The organism is Aureibaculum marinum (assembly GCF_003813905.1).
GTDB classification, from domain to species: Bacteria; Bacteroidota; Bacteroidia; order Flavobacteriales; family Flavobacteriaceae; genus Aureibaculum; species Aureibaculum marinum.
In genome coordinates this window covers 1-1,302 of sequence record NZ_RPFJ01000082.1, presented here as the reverse complement: position 1 = coordinate 1,302, position 1,302 = coordinate 1, and the positions used below count along the sequence as shown (strand labels likewise).

Genomic DNA, 1,302 nt, shown 5'->3' with positions numbered 1-1,302 from the left:
CAAACTGTCTCTCTTGGTGAAGATTACGTCGAAACCATCTGTGGTGATATTCATGAAGAATTAATATATACTTATGAGGTCTGTGAAACTATTTCTGATAATCCGTTTGTAGATCCATATGACGAGAAAGATAATAAAACTGTGCCTGAAGAAGATAAGGGTGATGGTAGTGAGGAAGAGCATATAATAAATAATTTATCAGATGTTGCAAATTGCGTATATAATAAATTAATACAAAAAAATGGTAATCTCTTTAAAACTACTATTGGAGTGTTTATAGAAAACCCTGATTATCATTTGCAACTAAACTCTGGCGGGGAATGTAACGAAGAAAATGACGATGGTTGTGCTAATCCTATTCATCTTGAAAATGGTTTAGTTATAATTAATATCCGAAATGAAGGTCGAGGTACTTTAGATTTGGCCGCAACATTATTGCATGAAGGTATTCATGCTGAAATTTATAAATATGTAGATGAATATAAAAAAGGATTAGACCCTAATGATAGACCAAATTTATTAGGATATTATTTTGAATGGGGAGCTAAAAATGGCCTAGATGTCGCGACTGCACACGCTCAACATCAACACATGGCTGATAATTATGTTAAGCCAATCGCTAAAGCGATTCGTGCATTAGATAATAATCGTTACCCCTTAGAAGATTATATGGGGTTTGGTTGGGATGGTTTACGTAAATATGGCTGGGATGGTTATTATGATAATGGGGTCTGGGTAAAGCTTGATAGAAAAGATGGTTATGAAGTAGCAAGAAAAAAAATACTTGATAACACAACCTTTAACAACAATTGTAATGAATAAAACAAGTTTAAAAAATAGTATCTTTATACTACTAATAATTGTTCTCGTATCATCTTGCAGTAAAGATAATTCTAAGATAGAAGAAAATAATAATTATAAAATTATCTCATTAATTTATGATGATTTAGCTAAGCCTATTGAGCCCGTATTTCCACCACCCCCTCCTGATAGTCTAAACTATGCATTCACTTCAAAAGATTCTACTAGAATTGACTCCCTCATAAATAAGATTAATGACGAAAGATCAAAAAGAAGATTTATTGTAGCCATTGATTCATTACTAAAACCTTACTCAAATGTTTCTTTAAATAATATTGATAAAAATTGTAGTGATTATACAAACATATTGTCAAAATTACAACAGCAAAAAGATACTCTTAAACTAGATATTTCTAGCATTGAAAATAGTAGAAATGATTCAACAATTTATTTTAAAAAAGAATTATTAACTGAAGATAGTAAAGATTTTTTTGAGTTTGA

General features: G+C 30.4%; 2 protein-coding genes. Both read left to right on the top strand.

Features of this window, described 5'->3' with window-relative positions; all coding sequences use genetic code 11:
* Nucleotides 1-822 (top strand): hypothetical protein (locus EGM88_RS15870; RefSeq protein WP_162497597.1); only part of this gene is annotated, 822 nt, incomplete at its 5' end.
* Nucleotides 815-1,302: hypothetical protein (locus tag EGM88_RS15005; protein ID WP_148084096.1), on the top strand; the 488-nt coding region annotated here is incomplete at its 3' end. The genes EGM88_RS15870 and EGM88_RS15005, both read left to right, overlap by 8 nt.